The organism is Neisseria arctica (genome assembly GCF_022870905.1).
Taxonomy (GTDB): domain Bacteria; phylum Pseudomonadota; class Gammaproteobacteria; order Burkholderiales; family Neisseriaceae; genus Neisseria; species Neisseria arctica.
In genome coordinates this window covers 19,905-39,773 of sequence record NZ_CP091510.1, presented here as the reverse complement: position 1 = coordinate 39,773, position 19,869 = coordinate 19,905, and the positions used below count along the sequence as shown (strand labels likewise).

Sequence of the window (19,869 nt, the reverse complement as noted above, 5' to 3'; positions counted from 1 at the left end):
TAATCAACGGTGATGGTATCTTTATAATCAAGACTTACATAAGCTTTTTCATTTCGGGCAAAGCCCTTCAAATGATAGAGTCAAGCCTCACGAGCAATTAGTATCGGTTAGCTCCATGCATTGCTGCACTTCCACACCCGACCTATCAACGTCCTGGTCTCGAACGACTCTTTAGGGTGGTTAAACCACCAGGGAAGTCTCATCTTCAGGCGAGTTTCACGCTTAGATGCTTTCAGCGTTTATCTCTTCCGAACTTAGCTACCCGGCTATGCCACTGGCGTGACAACCGGTACACCAGAGGTTCGTCCACTCCGGTCCTCTCGTACTAGGAGCAGCCCCCGTCAAACTTCCAACGCCCACTGCAGATAGGGACCAAACTGTCTCACGACGTTTTAAACCCAGCTCACGTACCACTTTAAATGGCGAACAGCCATACCCTTGGGACCGACTACAGCCCCAGGATGTGATGAGCCGACATCGAGGTGCCAAACTCCGCCGTCGATATGAACTCTTGGGCGGAATCAGCCTGTTATCCCCGGAGTACCTTTTATCCGTTGAGCGATGGCCCTTCCATACAGAACCACCGGATCACTATGTCCTGCTTTCGCACCTGCTCGACTTGTCGGTCTCGCAGTTAAGCTACCTTTTGCCATTGCACTATCAGTCCGATTTCCGACCGGACCTAGGTAACCTTCGAACTCCTCCGTTACTCTTTGGGAGGAGACCGCCCCAGTCAAACTGCCTACCATGCACGGTCCCCGACCCGGATAACGGGTCTGGGTTAGAACCTCAAAGACACCAGGGTGGTATTTCAAGGACGGCTCCACAGAAACTGGCGTCTCTGCTTCAAAGCCTCCCACCTATCCTACACAAGTGCCTTCAAAGTCCAATGCAAAGCTACAGTAAAGGTTCACGGGGTCTTTCCGTCTAGCAGCGGGGAGATTGCATCTTCACAACCATTTCAACTTCGCTGAGTCTCAGGAGGAGACAGTGTGGCCATCGTTACGCCATTCGTGCGGGTCGGAACTTACCCGACAAGGAATTTCGCTACCTTAGGACCGTTATAGTTACGGCCGCCGTTTACTGGGGCTTCGATCCGATGCTTGCACATCTTCAATTAACCTTCCAGCACCGGGCAGGCGTCACACCCTATACGTCCACTTTCGTGTTAGCAGAGTGCTGTGTTTTTAATAAACAGTCGCAGCCACCTATTCTCTGCGACCCTCCGATGCTTACGCAGCAAGTGCTTCACATTAGAGGGCATACCTTCTCCCGAAGTTACGGTATCAATTTGCCGAGTTCCTTCTCCTGAGTTCTCTCAAGCGCCTTAGAATTCTCATCCTACCCACCTGTGTCGGTTTGCGGTACGGTTCTGATTTAGCTGAAGCTTAGTGGCTTTTCCTGGAAGCGTGGTATCTGTCACTTCAACTCCGTAGAGTCTCGTTATCACTTCTCGGTGTTATGAAAGTCCGGATTTGCCTAAACTTTCCACCTACCGGCTTGAACGACCTATTCCAACAGGCCGCTGACATAACCTTCTCCGTCCCCACATCGCACTAAATCAAAGTACGGGAATATTAACCCGTTTCCCATCGACTACGCATTTCTGCCTCGCCTTAGGGGCCGACTCACCCTACGCCGATGAACGTTGCGTAGGAAACCTTGGGTTTTCGGCGAGCGGGCTTTTCACCCGCTTTATCGCTACTCATGTCAACATTCGCACTTCTGATACCTCCAGCAACCTTCTCAAGTTACCTTCTTCGGCCTACAGAACGCTCCCCTACCATGCTAATAAATTAGCATCCGCAGCTTCGGTTATAGATTTGAGCCCCGTTACATCTTCCGCGCAGGACGACTCGACCAGTGAGCTATTACGCTTTCTTTAAATGATGGCTGCTTCTAAGCCAACATCCTGGCTGTCTGGGCCTTCCCACTTCGTTTACCACTTAATCTATCATTTGGGACCTTAGCTGGCGGTCTGGGTTGTTTCCCTTTTGACAACGGACGTTAGCACCCGCTGTCTGTCTCCCGAGGAACAACTTGATGGTATTCTTAGTTTGCCATGGGTTGGTAAGTTGCAATAACCCCCTAGCCATAACAGTGCTTTACCCCCATCAGTCTCTTACTCGAGGCACTACCTAAATAGTTTTCGGGGAGAACCAGCTATCTCCGAGTTTGTTTAGCCTTTCACCCCTATCCACAGCTCATCCCCGCATTTTGCAACATGCGTGGGTTCGGACCTCCAGTACCTGTTACGGCACCTTCATCCTGGCCATGGATAGATCACTCGGTTTCGGGTCTACACCCAGCAACTCATCGCCCTATTAAGACTCGGTTTCCCTACGCCTCCCCTATCCGGTTAAGCTCGCTACTGAATGTAAGTCGTTGACCCATTATACAAAAGGTACGCAGTCACGGAACAAGTCCGCTCCCACTGTTTGTATGCATCAGGTTTCAGGTTCTATTTCACTCCCCTCCCGGGGTTCTTTTCGCCTTTCCCTCACGGTACTGGTTCACTATCGGTCGATGATGAGTATTTAGCCTTGGAGGATGGTCCCCCCATATTCAGACAGGATTTCACGTGTCCCGCCCTACTTGTCGTATACCTAGTACCATCATTGCAATTTCGAATACGGGGCTATCACCCACTATGGCCAAGCTTCCCAGCTTGTTCTTCTATCGCAACAATTATCATATACAGGCTCCTCCGCGTTCGCTCGCCACTACTTACGGAATCTCGGTTGATTTCTTTTCCTCCGGGTACTTAGATGGTTCAGTTCTCCGGGTTCGCTTCGCTTATCCTATGTATTCAGATAAGGATACTCAGCAAGCTGAGTGGGTTTCCCCATTCGGACATCGCGGGATCATAGCTTTATTGCCAGCTCCCCCACGCTTTTCGCAGGCTTACACGTCCTTCGTCGCCTATCATCGCCAAGGCATCCACCTGATGCACTTATTCACTTGACTCTATCATTTCAAGAACCTTTTTGACTTCGCCTTCATCCCGTTGACTAGGCAATCCGGCTTAAGGCACTTACTTTGATAAAGCTTACTGCTTGTTGTGTACCGATCCTGCCTTTTGTTTTTCAGGACCGGTTGATACAATCATCACCCAAATACTGTGATCGAATTGCTTATTAAATACTCAGCAAGGCTTTTCTTTAAAGTTTGAAAAAAAGCAGTTGCAACCGCTTCTTTCCCAATCCGACCAACATTGTCTTTGTTTGTTGATTTCGGCTTTCCAATTTGTTAAAGATCGATGCGCTTTCCAAGCAACTTCTTACATATGCAATACAACATATGCCAGCCGCTGGCTTACTTCGCAAATCAAAATGAGCTGGCCATTATAACAGCCAACTTCTGAAAGTCAACTAAAAAGAAGCTTTTTCGCGCTTCTTCACTTCAACTTTCTTTCGCTTTGATTTGCAAAGTATGGTGGAGGCAAACGGGATCGAACCGATGACCCCCTGCTTGCAAAGCAGGTGCTCTACCAACTGAGCTATGCCCCCAGTATCGGGTATCCTGGCCCTTCGCTTTCCAAATCCGCTACCGGACTCTTCTGCTTCATGCGTTTGGTGGGTCTGGGAGGACTTGAACCTCCGACCCCACGCTTATCAAGCGTGTGCTCTAACCAGCTGAGCTACAAACCCAAGGCCTTGTTTACTTCCTTTGCATCTCTAATTCCACAGCTTACCGATAAGTGTGAATGCCTTAAACCTCTTCTTCTCTAGAAAGGAGGTGATCCAGCCGCAGGTTCCCCTACGGCTACCTTGTTACGACTTCACCCCAGTCATGAAGCATACCGTGTTAAGCGGGCTCCCGAAGGTTACCCTACCCAATTCTGGTATCCCCCACTCCCATGGTGTGACGGGCGGTGTGTACAAGACCCGGGAACGTATTCACCGCAGTATGCTGACCTGCGATTACTAGCGATTCCGACTTCATGCACTCGAGTTGCAGAGTGCAATCCGGACTACGATCGGTTTTCTGGGATTGGCTCCGCCTCGCGGCTTGGCTACCCTCTGTACCGACCATTGTATGACGTGTGAAGCCCTGGTCATAAGGGCCATGAGGACTTGACGTCATCCCCACCTTCCTCCGGCTTGTCACCGGCAGTCTCATTAGAGTGCCCAACTAAATGATGGCAACTAATGACAAGGGTTGCGCTCGTTGCGGGACTTAACCCAACATCTCACGACACGAGCTGACGACAGCCATGCAGCACCTGTGTTACGGTTCCCGAAGGCACCCCTCCGTCTCTGGAGGGTTCCGTACATGTCAAGACCAGGTAAGGTTCTTCGCGTTGCATCGAATTAATCCACATCATCCACCGCTTGTGCGGGTCCCCGTCAATTCCTTTGAGTTTTAATCTTGCGACCGTACTCCCCAGGCGGTCAATTTCACGCGTTAGCTACGCTACTAAGGTATCAAGTACCCCAACAGCTAATTGACATCGTTTAGGGCGTGGACTACCAGGGTATCTAATCCTGTTTGCTACCCACGCTTTCGAGCATGAACGTCAGTGTTATCCCAGGGGGCTGCCTTCGCCATCGGTATTCCTCCACATCTCTACGCATTTCACTGCTACACGTGGAATTCTACCCCCCTCTGACACACTCTAGTCACCCAGTTCAAAACGCAGTTCCCAGGTTGAGCCCGGGGCTTTCACATCTTGCTTAAGTAACCGTCTGCGCTCGCTTTACGCCCAGTAATTCCGATTAACGCTCGCACCCTACGTATTACCGCGGCTGCTGGCACGTAGTTAGCCGGTGCTTATTCTTCAGGTACCGTCATAAGCTCAGGGTATTAACCCAAACCCTTTCTTCCCTGACAAAAGTCCTTTACAACCCGAAGGCCTTCTTCAGACACGCGGCATGGCTGGATCAGGCTTTCGCCCATTGTCCAAAATTCCCCACTGCTGCCTCCCGTAGGAGTCTGGGCCGTGTCTCAGTCCCAGTGTGGCGGATCATCCTCTCAGACCCACTACTGATCGTCGCCTTGGTAGGCCTTTACCCCACCAACTAGCTAATCAGACATTGGCCGCTCGAATAACGCGAGGCCCGAAGGTCCCCCGCTTTCCTCCTCAGAGCGTATGCGGTATTAGCCATCCTTTCGGACAGTTATCCCCCATTACTCGGTACGTTCCAATGTATTACTCACCCGTTCGCCACTCGCCACCAAAAGAGCAAGCTCTTTCGTGCTGCCGTTCGACTTGCATGTGTAAAGCATGCCGCCAGCGTTCAATCTGAGCCAGGATCAAACTCTTATGTTCAATCTCTAACTTTTTAACTTCTGGTCTGCTTCAAAGAAACTGACAAAGCGTAGATAATCTACATCTTGTCTGTTTTTGTCGCAGTGTGAGGCCCAAGGCACTCACACTTATCGGTAATCTGTTTGTTAAAGAGCAAGACCGAAATTATAAACCACCAAAATTTTATCTGTCAAGACTAAAAGCAACCAATCCGTTTACTCAAAATCCCAACCGTGGTACAATCTACAGTCAGTTTTATTCACCGCCTCAGCAGCGAAGAACCGAACTATACACAACCCAAACAAAATCCGTCAACCCCCAAAACAAAAAATCCCCCAGAAAAAATTGCACCCATCTGTTTTACAACAGAATTTTTTATAACTAAAAATAGACAAAACAGTACATATCCAACAGCAAACACTACAAAAGCATTCAATCTTCTTAATTTCGCAAACTCCCGAAATAATCAAATAATCGCGCGACACCAACTAGTAAACTTTATTCGCATGATACAAGCTTGCCTACGACGCTTTACTGCATTGCGTTTATTTTTTTATTTTTTAATGTGCATCTTGATAGAACGCATCTAAACAAACTTAACAGATGAATTGTTTTCAGACGGCCCAACTCGTATAAGCCTTTGCTACAATAGCAGACTGATATGTTTCTTAGTAAGGCCTGTGTAATGAGCAAACCCGTTTCACCGATGATGCAGCAATATCTCGGTATAAAAGCCGACCATCAAGACAAATTGGTTTTTTACCGTATGGGTGACTTCTACGAACTTTTTTTTGATGATGCGGTAGAAGCAGCCAAACTTTTAGATATTACGCTGACCACCCGCGGGCAAATAGACGGCGAGCCAATCAAGATGGCGGGCGTTCCTTACCATGCAGCAGAACAATACCTTGCCCGCTTGGTGAAGCTTGGCAAAAGCGTTGCCATTTGCGAGCAAGTAGGCGAAGTAGGTGCGACCAAAGGGCCGGTAGAACGCAAAGTAGTCCGTATTGTTACCCCCGGCACACTCACCGACAGCGCCTTATTAGAAGACAAGGAAACCAACCGTATCGTGGCGGTTTGCGCCGACAAAAAACAAATCGGCCTAGCTTGGGCTTCCTTACAAAGCGGAGAATTCAAAGCTAAATTGACTACCACCGATAAACTACCCAACGAACTGGCTCGTTTATCGGCGGCAGAAATTCTATTGGCCGATCAAAAACCCTCCCCCTCCATTGTCGCCGACAACATTACCCGCCTCCACGCCTGGCAGTTTGCTGCCGACAGTGGTGCCGAATTATTACAACGCTATTTCGGCAGCCAAGATTTACGCGGCTTCGGCCTGAGTCTAACCGAACATCCTGCAGCCATCGGCGCGGCAGGTGCCCTGCTGAACTATATCCAGCTCACCCAAAGCCATTTGCCCCAACATCTGGACACTTTATCACTGGAAACCGATAGCGAATATATCGGTATGGATGCCGCAACCCGCCGCAATCTGGAAATCACCCAAACACTCAGCGGGCATAAAGCACCGACTTTATTTTCGGCCTTAGACAGCTGCGCCACCCATATGGGCAGCCGACTGCTGGCTTTATGGCTGCATCACCCGCTGAGAAACCGCGCTCATATCCGAGCCCGCCAAGAAGCGGTTGCCGAATTACAAAATCATTATGAAAACCTGCAAGGCCGTCTGAAAAATCTGGCCGATATCGAACGGATCGCCGCCCGTATTGCCGTCGGTAATGCCCGGCCACGCGATTTAGCAGCCCTGCGCGACAGCCTGTTTATTCTAGTCAACGATATTTCGCTGCCAAAAAACTCCTCAAACCTGCTTCATACGCTGCAAGAGGTTTTTCCCGCTGCTTTGCCTGTGGCCGAACGCCTCAAAGCCGCGATTTTGCCGGAGCCTTCAGTATGGCTGCGAGACGGCGGGGTTATTAACCACGGCTATCATGCCGAACTGGACGAACTGCGCCATATCCAACATCACGGAGACGAATTTTTACTGGCACTCGAAGCCCGGGAACGCGAGCGCACAGGGCTTTCTACTTTAAAAGTCGAGTTTAACCGCGTACACGGCTTTTATATCGAGCTATCAAAAGTTCAAGCCGAACAAGCACCCGCCGACTACCAACGGCGACAAACCCTGAAAAACGCCGAACGCTTCATCACGCCTGAGCTGAAAACTTTCGAAGACAAAGTTCTAGCCGCCCAAGACAACGCGCTGGCGCTGGAAAAACAACTGTTTGAAAGCTTATTAAAAGAACTGCAAGGCCATCTGCAAATCCTGCAAACCGCCGCCAAAGCCGCCGCTACCCTAGATGTGTTGGCTACTTTCGCACACCATGCCGCCACCCGCGGCTACACCGCCCCCGAATTTGCAGATTACCCCGTTATCGAAATCGAAGAAGGGCGGCATCCCGTTGTCGAGCAACAGGTACGCCATTTCACCGCCAACCATACCGCACTCGACCACCGCCACCGCCTGATGCTGCTTACCGGCCCCAATATGGGCGGTAAATCTACCTATATGCGGCAAGTAGCACTAATTACCCTGTTGGCGCACACCGGCAGTTTTGTTCCCGCACGCTTGGCAAAACTCGGCCCTATCGACCAAATTTTCACCCGCATCGGCGCCAGTGACGACTTAGCAGGCAACCGCTCCACCTTCATGGTTGAGATGAGCGAAACCGCCTACATCCTCCATCATGCAACCGAACAATCTTTAGTATTAATGGACGAAGTAGGCCGCGGCACCTCCACCTTCGACGGCTTGGCACTGGCCCATGCGATTGCCGAGCATCTTGTGCAGAAAAACAAATCATTCAGCCTATTCGCCACCCATTATTTCGAGCTGACACGCCTGCCCGAAGCCTACCCTGCCGCCATCAATATGCATTTGGCCGCACTCGAAGAAGGGCAAGACATCGTTTTCCTACATCATATCGAACCCGGCCCAGCCAGCAAAAGCTACGGTATTGCCGTTGCCAAACTCGCCGGCTTACCCGCACGCGCCTTAAAAGCCGCCCAAAAACACTTGGGCGAACTGGAAAGCCAAGCCGCCGCCCATCAAAAACAAATGGATATTTTCAACGCATGGCCGTCTGAAGACACTGAAGAAGAAATTCCGCCAACAGCGGCAACACCCATACCTGCGGAAAACGAAGCCCTACTTGCCGCGCTGGCAGAAATACAACCCGATGATTTATCACCGCGCGAAGCCTTAGCCGCCCTCTACCGCCTGAAAAGCCTATCCGCCAACCCCAACGATTAAACTGTAACCCGCAAAAGCCGCCTTTGATCAGGCGGCTTTTTATTTGCCGATACTATATAGTTTTCCCAACCCAAGGCCGTCTGAAGCCTGGTGGCAAAACAACCCAATCCAATATATTTAAACCCATATACCGCATAATCCGCCTAATACCTTTCGTTCATAACAATACTCAAACCCCACGGTTTACCTTAAAGCCTTTTCAGACGGCCTGCCATAATGAAAATAATCGGTACATCACAACCATACTATGCCGTCTGAAAAACCGGATACGCACTGTTCTAAAATTTACCCAAATACACAAACTCAAACCGATAAAAATCCCCTATAATTTCAGGTTTCACAACCCATTCATGTTTATAGCACGGCAAAGTATTGCTCCAAACGAGCGAGACGCAACTGCCTGCTGTAAACCGTTTGAACACATACTGCTACGAAAGAAATATTTGTGGATAAACTGAAAATTACCGCCAACGGCCCCTTAAACGGCGAAATCACCGTTTCCGGTGCGAAAAACGCCGCCCTACCTCTGATGTGCGCCGGATTGCTGACTGCCGGCACCCTGCGCCTGAAAAACGTACCCATGCTGCGTGATGTCAAAACCACCCAACAACTGCTGCAAGGCATGGGCGCGCGCGTGCTGACCGACAATGTACAAGAATTCGAAATCAACGGCGGCACCGTCAACAACACCGTTGCCCCTTACGAATTGGTGAAAACCATGCGCGCCTCTATTTTGGTATTGGGTCCCACATTGGCGCGTTTCGGCGAAGCCCAAGTGAGCCTGCCCGGCGGCTGCGCCATCGGTTCGCGCCCGGTTGACCAGCACTTGAAAGGCTTGGAAGCCATGGGCGCCGAAATCGTTATCGAACACGGCTACGTTAAAGCCAAAGGCCGTCTGAAAGGCGCGCGCGTGGTGATGGATATGGTGACCGTGGGCGGTACCGAAAATCTGCTGATGGCCGCCACCTTGGCCGAAGGCACCACAGTATTGGAAAACTGCGCTATCGAGCCTGAAGTTATCGACCTGGCCGAATGCTTGGTAAAAATGGGCGCAAAAATCAGCGGTATCGGTACATCGATTATGACCATCGAAGGCGTGAAAGAACTGCACGGCTGCGAACACAGCGTAGTACCCGACCGCATCGAGGCCGGCACTTTCCTATGCGCCGTTGCCATGACCGGTGGCAAAGTGGTGTTGCGCAACGCCGCCCCCAAAACCATGGAAGTGGTGTTAGACAAACTGGTAGAAGCTGGCGCCGTCATCGAAGCAGGCGACGATTGGATCTCTATCGATATGCAAAGCCGCCCCAAAGCCGTCGATATCCGCACCATGCCCCACCCCGGTTTCCCCACCGATATGCAAGCACAGTTTATGGCGATGAACGCCGTAGCCGAAGGCAGCAGCAAAGTGGTGGAAACCATTTTTGAAAACCGCTTTATGCACGTACCCGAATTAAACCGCATGGGTGCCGATATCGCCGCCGAAGGCAATACTGCTATCGTGAAAGGCGTACAACGCCTCTCTGGCGCCACCGTCATGGCCACCGACCTACGCGCCTCCGCCAGCCTGGTAATCGCCGGATTGGTAGCTGATGGTGAAACTATTGTCGAACGTATCTACCACCTTGACCGCGGTTACGAACATATTGAAGATAAACTGAGTAAAGTTGGGGCGAAAATTGAGAGGGTTTCTTGATTTGGGTTTGAGTGATTGATATTTATTATTTTAAAAATGCCGTCTGAAAGTTGAGTTTTCAGACGGCATCTTTGATGAACAACCAAATAACCAGCATTTATTAATCAATAGCGAATAACAATATGAAAATGAGAATATTGAAATTTCTGACATAGTTTTAGAGGCTACTTATTCTTCGTCTTCCATGAAATCATTGAAATATTCCTCTCTCTCCATTTCAAGACTCTTTAAAATGAATTCATAAAAATCACATGATGAATTAAACATTGCCCAAATTTCATCAATCGTCATTCCTGTTACTATTTCAGATTTAAAACCTTCATGAACTAAGTCATTTCTTAATTTACCAAGTTTCATAAATTGGTTTTGCTTATCCATTAATTGTAAATCATTTTTTATTTCTTCTTCGATTTTTTCTTTGAAATTATCACCAAATAGCCTAAGAAATTTATTTGCATTACTGACTTTCCAATCAAACAATTTATGATATTCCCTATCTAATGCCTGCTTTTTTATAAAGTTACAAAGCAATTCATCATTTTTAGCTAAAAAATTGGGAAGATAATCTAAAGTGTATAGCTCAAAAAAATTAGCACATAAAACAATAAGATTTTTTCCAAAAAGAAGCCTATAATCACTAATAAAAGAAGCTAAGTCTGGATTGTCAGGAAGTAGTTTATTTAATAAATCTTCATCTTTTCTGTAGTTAGAGTAAATTTCTTCAACATGCCTAAAATGGAGAGAGGTTTTCATTCTTGATAGAGCCTTAATCTACGCTTTTGTACTCTGTATATAACTCATATGCCCGATTTAATCTGTCAGTAACATTTGTTTTTGAGGAGGTTTTCCCTGTAGATGCTTGTTTAAATTTCTCATCATTTTTTAAAGCTGCCAGTAATCCCTTAGGGATTACAATTAAATCAATATTTTTATTTATATACGCATCATGACATATAGCATAGAAAGTGGCTTCAAAAAAAGTAATACTAATCTTAGTATTTTCTTCATTCGAAAAATTAAAATCAGAAGAACTATATTCTGTACATTCTTGCATGAATTTATCCCATAAATCTGATAGGAAACTGATATCATCTTCATCTAAAAATTTAGCGGCATTGGCAAAATTATTTAAGAATGCAAGAATAGAATTAGAATATTCCACTTTGATTTCTTTTTGCTCAGGCTTCCAAGTTTGATTGCCTGCTAACAACATTGCATAAAATCGGAGTATTGTTTCTATATCTTTTAATCTTAAATCAGGTGTAGTTTTGTTAAGTAGATTTCGCCAAATACTATTTTTATTTAGTTTCTGAAGGCTTTGAATAAACTCACAATTATAGAGAGACATTCGTATTTCTTGATGATTCAAATTCATGCCGCCGCTATTTAAACGGTTAAAAATTTCAAACATTGCTTGAGAATTTTCATCACTATCAATAGTAGGTCTAATTATCATATTACGAATAGTTGATAAATCAAGAGTAACTTTATCCATATTATCTAAGGTTTGATATTTTAAATTATGAAATTTATTTTTCTGAGGGTTAGTTTTTGAGTCTAATCTTAGAGAGAAGTTTGAAAAATATTCATCTTTAGCAAGAAATTCCTCATCAATAAAAAATTTTTTATCAGTTTCTTGTTTCAACAATGCTCTCACATTATCTTTAGGGAATCGTCCTTTAATAAAAAAATAAATTGACATCAATCGCTGTTGTCCATCAATAACATAAAATTCATTTCTAGACTTCTCATATAAAAACATCTGAGGAACTGGTAGTCCAATGAGTAGAGATTCAATTATTCTAGAAGCTTTATTTATATCCCATACATAATTTCTTTGAAAATTTGGTATTTTGAAGACCCCTGAATCAAGAAAAGAAATAATGGTTGAAACATTAAAATCATTGGGAGTAGTAGTTAATTTAAAATTTTCTGTTGGAAATAAATCTTCATGTTCTAATTTCTCATCATTTTCAAAAGTAGAATCATCCATAGGAATATAGCTAGTCATATCTGTCTCAAATAAAATTTTTAAATATGTAAATGAAATATGTTGCCTTAATTATAAAGGCTCCACTCCTTTAACAACCGCTTCACCGACACCGGATATGGCGTTTTCAACTCCTGTGCAAACAATGATACACGCAATTCTTCAATCTGCCATCTGAACATCATCAGGCCGTCTGAAACGGGTTGGCCTTGTTTGATCAACATATCCGTTTTTTCCTGCCACATCTGTTCCAATTCCTGAATTTCGGCTTCGCGCGCTTGGTCGCGGGCGGGGTTGCTACTGTATTTTTCCATACGCAAGGTCATGGCTTTGAGGTAGACGGGCAGGCGCGGCCATTGGCTCCAAGGTGTGCGTTGGGCAAAACCGGCAGACAGCAGGGTTTGTATGCGTTGACGTAGCAGCGGGGTAAGCGGGTGTTTGCCCAGTTTGCCGTTGAGTTCGGCGTAGGCGGCGGCGGTTTCTGGCAGGTAGCGGCTGACGGCTTCTTTGACGGCGGGCAGTCGGCTGCGCGCGCGTTTGATTTGTTCTTTAAAGGCTTTTTCGCTGCGCGGCGGTTCGTCTTCGCCGATAAAGGCGCGGTCGCAGATGGCGGCGGTGAGGTCGTCGCGCAAGGTATCGGCGGGAATGTGTTTGAGCAGCATGGCGGCTTGGGTGAAGCCGGTAATGCCTTTGTTGAGGTCTTTCATGTGCTCTTTGAGCTGAAGCTGCATCAGGGCAATCACGCCGTGGCGGTGTGCTTGGGCGGCAGCTTCGGCGGTGTCGAACAAGCGTAGGGCGATGTTGCCGTTTTTCTCTTTTTGCAAGCCGAGGTAACCGGTGAGCTGCTGCTTGCCACGGGCGAATTTGATGGTTTCGGGTAGGGTGCCGATGTCCCATTGCGTTACGTTGTCGCGCTCGAATTCTTGGGTATTGTCGCGGAAGGTAACGGCGGCGGCTTGCCCCAGTTCTTGTTGCAGTTTGGCCAGGTTGCGCCCACCAGCCAACTCTTGCCCGCCGTCGTCAATCACGCGCAGGTTGAAGTAGCAATGCTCTGGTAGCGGGAAATCGCGCCATTGGTCTTGGTCGATGTGTTCGAGCAGGCGCATGTCGCCGGCGGTTTTGGCGATAAATTGCGCCAGTTGGGGAATAATCGGCTCTTGGCGGTTGGGGTTGCTTTCCAAAAATCGGGTAATGAAATCGGGCACGGGCACGCAAATACGGCGGATTTGTTTGGGCAGGGCTTTAATCAGCAATTGCAGTTTTTCGCGCAACATACCGGGCACCAGCCATTCGAGGGCGGGTGCGTGGATGCGGTTGAGTACGGTCAGCGGCAGGCTGAGGGTCACGCCGTCGAGCGGGTGGTTCGGCTCAAAGCGGTAGCTGAGTTTGAATTTGCCGTCTGCCGTTTGCCAATGGTGCGGGAATTGCTCTTCGGTAATATGGGCGGCGGCATGCTGCATCAGATCTTCGCGGGTGAGGAACAGCAGGCGCGGGTGATCGCGTTCGGCGGTTTGCAACCAGCTTTGGAAAGTGCGGATGTCGGCCAGAGGATAGGTTTTCAGACGGCCTTTATTGGCCGCTGCTGCCGCTTCATCAGCTTTGCTATCCAAACGATGATTTGCAACATTTTCAGACGGCCCGGTATTAGTTGTACCGTAAAACTGCCCGCTTTCATCTTTGTACACGCTTTCAGGCAACCTTTGGTGATAAAAATCAAACAAGGCTTCTTCATCCACCAATACGTCTTGCTTGCGTGATTTATTTTCCAAATCAATGATTTCAGCAATCAGTTTCTGATTGTGGCGGAAAAACGCGTTTTTCAAATCGCATTCTTGCGCCACCAATGCACCGCGGATAAAGATTTCACGCGCCTCGGCGGGGGCGACTTTGCCGTAGGCAATGGGGCGGCGCGGCAATACGGTCAGACCATAGAGGGTAACACGCTCACTGGCAACGACTTCGCCGCGTTTCTGTTCCCAATGCGGTTCAAAATAATGGTAGCGCACCAAATGCGGCGCTTCCTGTTCGATCCATTCGGGCTGGATGGCGGCAACATCGCGGGCGTAAAGGCGGGTGGTTTCGGTCAGTTCCGCCGCCATCACCCATTTGGGCTTGGACTTGAACAGGGCTGAGGCGGGAAACAGGTGGAAACGGCTGCCGCGCGCGCCGGTGTAGTCGTGGCCGTCGGGCGACTTCATGCCGACGTTGGCGATCAGACCCGTCAGCAAGGCGCGGTGGATTTGTTCGTAGCCCGCTTCTTTAGTGAAGCGGATTTGGGCGCGATGCTGCTTTTTATCCAATTGTTTTTGTTTCAGTTTGGCCGATAAATCTTGATCGCCGTTGCTTTCAGACGGCCTTAATTGCTCTTGTACGGGAGGCTGCCTGAAAACCTGTTCCTTAGACACCAGTCCCATTTCCACGGCAATGTCGGCCAACTGTTTGTGCAGCTCGCGCCATTCGCGCATGCGCAGGTGCGAGAGGAAGTATTGACGACACCATTGCACCAATTGCTTATTCGACAAACCTTTATCACGCTCGCGCTGGAAGCTGTCCCAAATATTCAGGTAGGTCAGAAAATCGGACTGCTTGTCGGTAAAGCGTTCATGCGCTTTTTGGGCGGCTTCTCGCGCCTCGAGCGGTCGCTCGCGCGGATCTTGAATCGACAGAGCAGACGCAATCACCAGTATTTCCGCCATACAATCGTGTTTTTTCGCCGCCAACAGAATACGGGCGATTTTCGGATCAATGGGCAGCCGCGCCATTTGCTCGCCGAGTTTGGTGAGGCGGTAGCGGGGGCAGGCTGAACGGGATTGTGGGTAGGCTGAAAGAGGTTTGTCTTTTGTTGGGTTTTGTCTGGCATCAATGCCTGATCGACATGTTTGATTTTTAGTATTTTGCATAGCGTTTAGGCCAGGTATTTACACCCTACGTGGTCTCAATTTATATTCTTTGCAGGTTATATGCTACCTTATTGTATATAACATATTCCACTTTGCTGTCTCGGATATTCAAGCTGATCGCATTACCTGTAATCAAGCGGTCTAAATATAAAGATTCTTAGTGTACATACTATCTGTGGTTTGGGATATGGGAAAGCAACCAATTGTTTTCAGAATTTTTTTCAGAGACTAGAGCACGAAAGCAAAAAGCAGTCCGTAACTTAACTTTGTAAGGAGCAGACTGCTTTTTTTAACTTGGTTCGGGCTGTATTTTAGGATAGCCAAACTATTTTCTCTCTAATCTTTCCAATAAATCCTGAGGGGCAACATATTCCAAAGCATTTCCTGATTTGAACGGCACTAGAAATCTATGTTCCCCCAGCTTGCTTAAATCACTGCGTGCAGTATTCAAAGAGACACCATATTGATTTGCAATTTCTTGTGCGGTAAAGATTTTTCCGCTTTCTTCCATCGCTTTTTGCAGGATACCAATTTGCCGCTGGTTCAACTTTCCTATCTTTTCGGTATATTTGGCAATTGCTGCTTTGAATTCCTGCTGGTGTTTCTGTTTGTCGGAAATGTAGTTCTCCAAATCTGAGATAGCCCGTTTGATAATGTCACATTGGTAATAGATGAAATAGGTTAAATCCAAATCATCGGTTTCTGCATACAGATAGGACTTGGCGTATTGGGCAGGAGCATTTTTCAGCAAGCGGCTGATGGATATATATTCAAACAACCAGTAGCCTTTTTTGAGCATAAACCAATAAAACAAAGCCCGCGCTGTCCGTCCGTTACCGTCGCCGAATGGGTGGATGTAGCCGATAAGGAAATGCAGGATAATGGCTTGAACAACCGGATGGATAAATGGATTTTCTGCGCCGTCATAAGTATTGTTGGCAAACGTGCATACTGCTTCCATCAGTGTATGGACCTGCTCGTGCGGCGGCGGTTGGTACAGGCTGTTACCGTCGGCATCGGCAATAAAGATTTCGTTGTCCCTCCTGAATTGCCCAGGTTCTACATGATTTTCAATAGCGTTGCTGGTGGCAATACGGTGCAAATCTAAAATTATTTCAACACTCAACGGCGTATTTTTCAAGTTCACCGCTTTTTTCATCAAGTGATAGTTGTTTACTATCATGATTTCGTCTTTGGTTTTAGGTTTACGCTGCGATTTAAGCATGTCCTTGGCTACTTTGCGCGTGGTAGCCGCACCTTCTAATTGGGCAGATGTAATCGCTTCTTCCATAATCAGAGACTTAAGTAGGAACCTGTTTTGTTCGCTTCTGCCGAAACCGCTTAGATTGGACGTGCCGATATTACTACCGCAGCTTTTATCAATCAGATGAAGTTGCGCCTGTAAGGAGTCGGGAATACAGAACCAAAACTGGTGCTCAAACGGAAAACCAATTGGTTTTTGGATTTTTCTGCGACTTTCCTTTACAACACGCCACTTCATCCGTGTATCCTCCGTGTGAATCCTGCGAAATTTGTCCCAATGCAGGTATCTTCCTTTTTCATCGGTAACGGAAAATTCGGAATAATCTTTGATTTCAGCAAGAAAATCGAAAATGTCTATATTAGGATTATTTGCTGCAGACTCCAGCAGCTTGGCAGTTTGTACCATTTTTTCGGTAAAATGATGCACATATTCCTGTTGCAACAAAGCAAATTCCGGAGGTCTGGAAATTTTCATATAGATACCAAAGTTACGCAATTTTTCATAATTGAACTATTTTAGTCGATTTTTAGAGAAGTGCAAGGTATTCAAATCAAGTTTGAAAGAAGTTGAAGTATCACCTTCACAGATTAGCTGTATAAAGATCGCCTGAAAAATAAAAAAGCAATCCGAAACTTCACACGAAAGGTACCGGCTGCTTTTATTTGGTTTCAATTAAGGTTACATTTTCAAACTATCCTATATTATCTGCAACCATTTATGAAACTGCTACTTTCAAACAGCCTCTTCCACCGCCCCCAATTCCAACAATACCTGAAACCCGTCATTAATATAGCGTTGGTCGGGTGCTTCGAGAAACGGAAACGCCGACACATCACCCAAATTCAGCGAAGCCATACGCAGAATCACTGCCGCCAGATTGCTGCGGACGATTTCGGGGTCGGTAAAAGCAGGGCGGTTGTTGAAATCTTCTTCGCTGTATAAACGGATGCACACACCGGCCGATACACGGCCGCAACGGCCTGAGCGTTGACGGGCGGCGGCTTGGGAGATTTTTTCCACATGCAGTTGCTCTACTTTCGCCCGTGCCGAATAGCGTTTCACCCGTGCCAAACCGGTATCGATCACATATTTGATGCCCGGCACGGTGAGCGAGGTTTCGGCTACGTTGGTCGCCAGCACGATGCGGCGTTTATTTCCGTTGGGATGAAAAATTTGATGCTGCTCGGCATTCGATAAGCGTGCAAACAGCGGCAGGATTTCGTCGTCACGGCGCAGTGGTGATTTGCGTAGGGCTTCGGCGGCTTCGCGGATTTCACGCTCGCCCGGCAAAAATACCAAAATATCGCCATGCCCCAGCCGCGCCAATTCGTCGGCGGCATCAACGATGGCATCGGTCAGCTCGATTTCCGCTTCGTCTTCGTCCTGCGCGTGCAGCGGGCGGTAGAGAATATCCACAGGAAAGGTGCGTCCGCTCACTTCCAGCACAGGCGCGTTGTTGAAATGTTTGGAAAAGCGTTCGGCATCAATGGTGGCGGAGGTGATGATGACTTTCAAATCGGGGCGGCGCGGCAGCAGTTGTTTCAGGTAGCCTAGCAGGAAATCGATGTTTAGGCTGCGCTCGTGTGCTTCGTCGATGATGATGGTGTCGTAAGTGGTGAGGTAGCGGTCGGTTTGGGTTTCGGCCAACAAAATACCGTCCGTCATCAGCTTTACATAAGCGTCGCGTGAGGTGTTGTCGTTAAAGCGCACTTTATAGCCCACGGTTTGGCCGATGGGGCTGCCCAGTTCTTCGGCAATCCGCTCCGCCACCGAACGTGCCGCCAAACGGCGCGGCTGGGTATGGCCGATCAGCCCCGCAGTACCGCGCCCTAACTCCAAACAGATTTTCGGCAGCTGGGTGGTTTTGCCCGAGCCGGTTTCGCCGCAAATAATGGTCACTTGGTTGGCCGCAATCGCTGCACGGATTTCATCTCGTTTTTCATGTACGGGCAAGGTACCGTCGTATTGCGGCTGCGGCAGTTTTTCCAACCGCCGCAAATAGGCTTGGTGTGATTTTTGGTATTTTTGCTGTACTTTTTCCAAGCCGCCGAAGCGTTGGGGATGTTTGAAAGCCGATTGGAGAAAATGGCGGTCTTTAGCCAAAACACGGGTAAGATCTTGAGACATATGTGAAAAAATTATCGCTGTAAAACGTTTGTTGGATACCGGATTATATAGCAAATACAATTGTTTTTTTGATGTAAAGCGGTATAAGCAAAAGGGGGGCACAATTCAATAAAATTTATTTGTGTTCGAAGATACGCGGTATTTTCAGACGGCCTCAAGCACATTAAATTTCAGAATTTGAAAAATACAGATATAAATATAGCTGGTAGAAAATCAATTTCTCTATAATGCCGTCTGATGAGAATATCGGGATATATTCCCTACATTACTAGTGATCATGCCGCCTGAACATGATATTCAAGCGGCATTTTTTCAACATAATGACAGTTTTCAGACGGCCCAATCCCTTTGCCAAAAATTTCTGCTGCCGCCCCATTTCATATCTAACGTAGCAGTTCATCAGTGATACGCTGCAAAAAAGCGACCCGTTCGGGTAAAACTTCGCCGCGCTCGGCAGCATTTTTCAGTGCGCAGTCAGGTTCGGCACGGTGGGTACAGTTATGAAAACGGCATTTTCCGGCCAAATGGCGTAAGTCGGGGAAATAGGAAATTAGATCCGTGGCTTCGAGGTGATGTAGGCCAAATTCTTGTAAACCGGGAGAATCGATTAAGCAGGTTTCGCTGTCGATATCATAAAGCTGGGCATGTGTAGTGGTATGTCGCCCTGAATCGAGTGCAGCGGAAATTTCCCCAACGCGCGCGCGCTCGTTACCCAATAATGCATTGGTAAGCGTGGATTTACCCATGCCGCTTTGACCAAGAAAAATATTGGTATGCCCCGACAGAATAGGCTTGAGTATATCGGCATTGTTTAAAGCGCTGACTTCCACTACTTGGTAGCCCAAAGTTTCATAGAATTCAAGCTTGCGGCGCCATTGGGCCGTTTCGGGCAAATCGGCTTTATTCAATACGATAACCGGGCGGATATCGGCCGCTTCGGCGGCCAGCAAAGCACGTTGCAACAGCATTTCACTAGGGCTGGGAACTGCGGCCAATACAATCAGCAGCTGGGTTACATTGGCGGCAATAAGCTTGGTTTTCCAGCTGTCTTGGCGGTAGAGCAGGCTTTGACGCGGTAGGTAGTCTTCGATGACAACCTGTTCGGCATTTACCACAGTAATATGCACTTTATCACCGCAGGCGAAGTCAACACGCTTTTTTCGGGTAGTGGCATCAAATGTTTGGCCGGAAGCCGTGCGCACAATGTAGCGGCGGCCGTAGCTGGCGATAATTTGGGCAGTTTCAGTCATAAAATCCATCAATCGGAAAAACAGGCAGCATATCGGATATGCCGGGTAGAAATAGGGATTTTACAAGAAAGAATAATGTTATAGGTGAAAAGCTGTAATGAAGTCTTTTAAACAACC

8 protein-coding genes, 2 tRNA genes and 2 rRNA genes are annotated in these 19,869 nt (G+C 47.7%); 2 read left to right on the top strand and 10 right to left on the bottom strand.

Annotation, left to right across the window (positions count from 1 at the left end; genetic code table 11):
• Window positions 1–76 precede the first annotated feature (76 nt).
• From LVJ86_RS00160 to LVJ86_RS00145, 4 genes are all read right to left on the bottom strand, one after another.
• Window positions 77–2,967 (bottom strand): 23S ribosomal RNA (locus tag LVJ86_RS00160).
• Window positions 2,968–3,433: 466 nt separating this feature from the next.
• A tRNA-Ala gene (locus LVJ86_RS00155) sits at window positions 3,434–3,509 on the bottom strand.
• A gap of 64 nt (window positions 3,510–3,573) precedes the next feature.
• Window positions 3,574–3,650: transfer RNA gene (locus LVJ86_RS00150), tRNA-Ile, on the bottom strand.
• Window positions 3,651–3,731: 81 nt separating this feature from the next.
• Window positions 3,732–5,272, bottom strand: a 16S ribosomal RNA gene (locus tag LVJ86_RS00145).
• The 16S and 23S rRNA genes sit together here with 2 tRNA genes alongside, the layout of an rRNA operon.
• A 664-nt stretch (window positions 5,273–5,936) precedes the next feature.
• On the opposite strand from LVJ86_RS00145, the gene mutS reads away from it, so the two are divergent.
• Both mutS and murA read left to right on the top strand, forming a co-directional pair.
• Entirely contained in the window at window positions 5,937–8,525 is a 2,589-nt protein-coding gene (gene mutS / locus LVJ86_RS00140; protein WP_047761907.1) for a DNA mismatch repair protein MutS, read from the top strand.
• Window positions 8,526–8,970: 445 nt separating this feature from the next.
• Window positions 8,971–10,221, top strand: a complete 1,251-nt coding sequence (gene murA / locus LVJ86_RS00135) for a UDP-N-acetylglucosamine 1-carboxyvinyltransferase (RefSeq protein WP_047761906.1) — start codon at window positions 8,971–8,973, stop codon at window positions 10,219–10,221.
• 168 nt (window positions 10,222–10,389) lie between these two features.
• On the opposite strand, the gene LVJ86_RS00130 is transcribed toward murA, so the two are convergent.
• The 6 genes from LVJ86_RS00130 to rsgA form a co-directional block, all read right to left on the bottom strand.
• Window positions 10,390–10,974, bottom strand: a complete 585-nt coding sequence (locus LVJ86_RS00130; protein WP_047761905.1) for a HEPN domain-containing protein — start codon at window positions 10,972–10,974, stop codon at window positions 10,390–10,392.
• 13 nt (window positions 10,975–10,987) lie between these two features.
• The gene (locus LVJ86_RS00125; protein ID WP_200900187.1) at window positions 10,988–12,232 is read right to left on the bottom strand and encodes a GmrSD restriction endonuclease domain-containing protein; all 1,245 of its coding nucleotides are present in this window, start codon (window positions 12,230–12,232) and stop codon (window positions 10,988–10,990) included.
• 47 nt (window positions 12,233–12,279) lie between these two features.
• Window positions 12,280–15,111 (bottom strand): DUF3418 domain-containing protein, encoded by a 2,832-nt coding sequence (locus LVJ86_RS00120; protein WP_047761903.1) that lies wholly within the window; start codon window positions 15,109–15,111, stop codon window positions 12,280–12,282.
• Between the two features lie 325 nt (window positions 15,112–15,436).
• Window positions 15,437–16,849, bottom strand: a complete 1,413-nt coding sequence (locus LVJ86_RS00115) for a Fic family protein (protein WP_047761902.1) — start codon at window positions 16,847–16,849, stop codon at window positions 15,437–15,439.
• Between the two features lie 258 nt (window positions 16,850–17,107).
• The gene (gene hrpA, locus LVJ86_RS00110; RefSeq protein WP_075968097.1) at window positions 17,108–18,502 is read right to left on the bottom strand and encodes an ATP-dependent RNA helicase HrpA; all 1,395 of its coding nucleotides are present in this window, start codon (window positions 18,500–18,502) and stop codon (window positions 17,108–17,110) included.
• A 383-nt stretch (window positions 18,503–18,885) separates the two neighbouring features.
• The gene (rsgA, locus tag LVJ86_RS00105; RefSeq protein WP_047761909.1) at window positions 18,886–19,752 is read right to left on the bottom strand and encodes a ribosome small subunit-dependent GTPase A; all 867 of its coding nucleotides are present in this window, start codon (window positions 19,750–19,752) and stop codon (window positions 18,886–18,888) included.
• Window positions 19,753–19,869: the final 117 nt, after the last annotated feature.